This window comes from Nocardia sp. NPDC060220, assembly GCF_042727815.1.
GTDB lineage: Bacteria > Actinomycetota > Actinomycetes > Mycobacteriales > Mycobacteriaceae > Nocardia.
The window spans coordinates 1-3,977 of record NZ_JBHWZY010000655.1 but is presented as its reverse complement, the minus strand read 5'-3'; the positions used below and the strand labels follow the sequence as shown (position 1 = coordinate 3,977).

The following is a 3,977-nucleotide window of genomic DNA, read 5'->3' as shown; positions in this document are numbered from 1 at the left end:
CCCCCTGGACGATGAGCAGGGGTGCGGCGGGCGCGCGAGTGCCGGGTTCGATGTCGGCGAGGATGCGGCGCAGGACGGGCTCGGCGAGCAACTCCCCCATGCCGCCGCGCAGATGCCGGGTCACATCGCGACGGGCGAACCGCAGCAGCAGCGCGAAGGTGCTGCGCTCCTCGGCCTCACCGAGCAGACCGCGATATCGCGCATCGAGGTGATCGCTGAGCACCGGATCGAGCTCGGGATAGGCCTGCCGCAATCCCGCGACGAACGCCGCCGGGAACCCGGCGAACCATCCGCCGTTGAGACGCACGAACGCGGCGGCCGGGTCACCCACCGGTGATCCCGCCGCCGCACCGACGATATTCAGCTCCGGCGCGTACTCGGCGGCCAGTTCGGCGGCCCACGCCGTCGCCAACCCGCCACCCGAATAGCCCCACAGGGCAACCGCCGTGGTGGGCGTCAACGCCATCGGGGCGAATTCGAGCGCGGCCCGAATCCCGTCCAGCGCACGGTATCCGGGTTCACGTGCCGCTCCGAACCGGCCACCCGCCCCTTCGTGATCGGGTACCGATACCGCCCAGCCCTGTTCCAGGGCCATCGCGATGATCGGCAGCTCGAGCGGCGCGATCGAACCGATCGTCCATGCGCCGCTCCGCAACGCGTACGACGGAAAGCACTGCGGGGCAACAGCATCGATCGCGCACTGGAACGACACCAGCGGCCGTGGACGCGCGGCAGCGCCCCACGGCAGCAGCACTGTCGTCACCGATACTTCCGGCGCACCGTCGAGATCGCAGGTGCGGTACAGCAATTGCCAGGCCGTGATCCGCTGCCGGATCACCCCGAACAGCGCGACGTCCACCGGCCGCGACCGCACCACCGTCCCCGGCGCGAGCGCGTCGAAACCGGATGGAGCGTCGTAGAACGGGTCGGCGGGCGGGAGCAGCGGCGCGGCGCGGGTCGGCGCCGGGGCGTCGACGGTCATAGGCTGCCGCCGCCACCGAAGAACCAGGGGTTGAACGTGCAGGTCAAGGTGGGACTGCCTTCCGGATCGAGGGCACGCAGCGCGATCGAGGCGGCGCGCGGGGAATACATCATGGTCAGGTGGTCGGAGACGTCCTGTTCGCAGCCGTTCTGCAGGGCGATGTTGTCGACAGTCGCGTCCGGTCCGGCGCGCAGGAAGGCGAGGTCGAGGGGATTCATCACCTCGTCGTAACGGGAACCGACCACGGTGTAGGCGACGCCGGGCACAGTGTCGCCGGTGGCGTTGAGCGTGGTGTAGAACGATGAGCCGACGGCCTGTTCGACATTGGCGGCACCGATGATCGGCCGGTAGAAGCCCATGATGTCGATGCCGGCGTTGTTGATCATGCGGCCGAGGGTGGCGATCCCGAGCAGCGAGGTGCCGTGGTGGGTGGCGCCGAAGCTGACGAGCTTGCCGACCTTGCCCTGGCCGCCCTCGAACTTCAGGTAGTGATTGGCGATGGTGCCGCCCTGGGAATGGCCGACGATGTCGACCTGGTCCGACCCGGTCGCCGCGCGCACTCGTTCGATGAAATCGGCGACCTGACGGGAGGAGTCGGCCATCGGGCCCACCCCGTAGCGCCCCGGCAGCACGGCGCCGAGTCCGCCGGCCTCCAGCAGCCCGGATTTGCCGAAGTTCAGCGCGAACACGCAGTACCCGGCCTCGGCGAGGCGGGGCGAGAGATAGGAGAAGGTGTCGTAGGCGTTGAGCCAGGTGCCGTGCAGCAGCACCACCGGGCGCGGGTGCTGCGCCGAGGGCTTGCAGTCCCAGCGGTTGGCGCCGGGCGGCGCGGCGTCGGGGTGGAGCAGGCCGTAGGCGAAGGCGGGCAGGTAGGCCGACATCTCGGGGCCCTCACCGACGGCGTCGGAGGCGCGGCTGCCCGACGAACCCGAGCTGCTGCCCGAGGCGCTGCCGGTGTCGGCGATGGCGGTGGGAGTGCGGCCGTCGGCGGCGGCGACCGTGCCCGCGTTCACGTATTCGGCCAGCGAGGCGATCGTCGGCTCCAGGGTGGGAGCCGCGTCGGCCGGGCCTGCGGCCACGGTCAGCGCCGCGGCGATGCCGATTCCGCACAGCGCGCGGCGAAGGGAATGCGTCGTTGCAATCATGGTTTCACTTCCGTAGATCCGCGTCGACGAACAGGTGGCTCGGACGCGCTCTGCGAATCTATGACCCAGGACACAGTGATGTCACTGCACCGGGCAACGAGAAACTCTGGACCGGATTGGCGCGGGAGCCAAGTTCTGTACGTTTTCGATCGGATGGTCCACTACCGGGCTGTCGTCGGACACAATCGAGTCATGCTCGCCGAACACCCCGTTTCCGAACTCCCCGCTCTGCCCGCGCTGACCGCTCGGCTGCTGACGCGGTGGCCACAGATCTCCGAACGCATGCTCGCCGACGGTCTCGGCGCCAACGCGCCCGCCGAATTGCCCGACGGACACTTCACCGCGGAAGTGCTGCCGACCATCTACGCGTGCGGGCGGGCCGTGCTCGAGGCGATCGGCGCCGACCGCGAGTTCACCTACGCCGAGGTCGCGGCCTTCGTCGCCCCGGTCGCCGAGCGTCACGCCGAGGACCGGTTGCCGTTGCCGATGCTGATCGGCGCGATCCACGGCTCGGCGCAGTCGGTGTTCGCGGAGGCGCTGTCGCTGGCTCTGCCCACCGAGACCGCGGAGATGGCGCGGGTGGGCAACCGCCTGCTCGATCTGCTGCGCCATATCAACATGACGGTCGTGGAAACCTACACCGAGGTCGAGCAGTCGATCTATCACGCCGAACGCGAGGCGCGCCGGGAGCTGTGTTCGGCACTGGTGCGCGGCCTGCCCGCCGAGGAGCTCGCCGCCCGCGCCGACACGATCCTGGCCGATCAGTACACGGTGCTGGCGGTCCATCTGAGCGAGCCGCCGCGCGTTGGCACCGCGGCCAACCTGGTGACCAGGCGACGGATCCGGGTGCTGCAGCGCGCTTTGGACGAGCTCACCGGCACCACCACCCCGGCCACCTTCGACGGCGCTCACGGCATCGCGTTGCTGAGTCACAGTTCCGAAACCGACATCCTCGACGCGGCGAAGTTCGACGAACTCGCCGACCGCCTGCGGGCCCAGTTCGGGGTACCGGTGTATCTGGCCGAATTCTCCGGTGTCAGTCGTGACGCCATTCCGGCCGCGGCGAAGGACGCGACCGAACTGACCGAACTGGCGCGACTACGCGGCAAGCCCGGCGGCTGCTACCGGCTCGACGATCTGCTGCTCGAATATCAGCTCACCCGGCCCGGCCCGGCCCGAGAACGCCTGGCGCAGCGGGTGATTCCGCTTTTAAGCAGTCCGCACCTGATCGATGCGCTGGAGGCGCATCTCGTGCACGGCGCCGACCGCAAAACTGCGTCACGACTTATTCACGTGCACCCGAATACTTTTACCTATCGCCTGCGCAGGATCGCCGAACTCACCGGTCTCGACCCGGCCGATCCGAAAGATTCACGTATGCTCGCCGCGTCGCTCACGGTGTATCGACTCGATTCCCTGGAGAACGAAAAAACCCGCTATTCGACGTGTGCATCGAATAGCGGGTAATTCGTTTCCCGACAAGGAAAGTCTTACTTGTCAGCGCTCTTTACAGGTAGGCGCTGCACACGGGCCAGGCGCCGGGACCCTGCGCGGCCAGCACGTTCTCGGCCACGCGGATCTGCTCTTCACGGCTGGCGTTGTCGGCGGAGCCCGCGCCACCGTAGGCTTCCCAGGTGCTCTGCGAGAACTGCAGGCCGCCGTAGTAGCCGTTACCGGTGTTGATGTTCCAGTTGCCTGTGCTCTCGCACTGCGCCACGGCGTCCCAGTTGTTCGCCGAGGCGGTTGCGGTGGTCAGACCGGCCGGAACGGCGATCATCGCGCCGGCAACAGCGGCAAGACCAAGGGCACGGGTGGTGAACTTGCGATTGAAAGACATAAAGTATTTCCTG

Annotated in this window: 3 protein-coding genes and 1 pseudogene; 1 reads left to right on the top strand and 3 read right to left on the bottom strand. The window is 68.2% G+C overall.

Annotated elements, in window-relative coordinates:
- Together ACFWF3_RS27145 and ACFWF3_RS27140 are read right to left on the bottom strand one after the other, a co-directional pair.
- Positions 1 to 982: lipase family protein (locus tag ACFWF3_RS27145; protein WP_379316209.1), on the bottom strand; the 982-nt coding region annotated here is incomplete at its 3' end.
- Entirely contained in the window at positions 979 to 2,127 is a 1,149-nt protein-coding gene (locus ACFWF3_RS27140; protein WP_378991461.1) for an esterase/lipase family protein, read from the bottom strand. The genes ACFWF3_RS27145 and ACFWF3_RS27140, both read right to left, overlap by 4 nt.
- A 192-nt stretch (positions 2,128 to 2,319) precedes the next feature.
- On the opposite strand from ACFWF3_RS27140, the gene ACFWF3_RS27135 reads away from it, so the two are divergent.
- On the top strand, positions 2,320 to 3,594 hold the full coding sequence (locus ACFWF3_RS27135; RefSeq protein WP_378991460.1) for a PucR family transcriptional regulator: 1,275 nt from the start codon (positions 2,320 to 2,322) through the stop codon (positions 3,592 to 3,594).
- Between the two features lie 43 nt (positions 3,595 to 3,637).
- Here the strand turns inward: ACFWF3_RS27135 and ACFWF3_RS27130 are convergent.
- Positions 3,638 to 3,964, bottom strand: a pseudogene (locus tag ACFWF3_RS27130) (transglycosylase family protein); the annotation flags it as partial.
- Positions 3,965 to 3,977 lie beyond the last annotated feature (13 nt).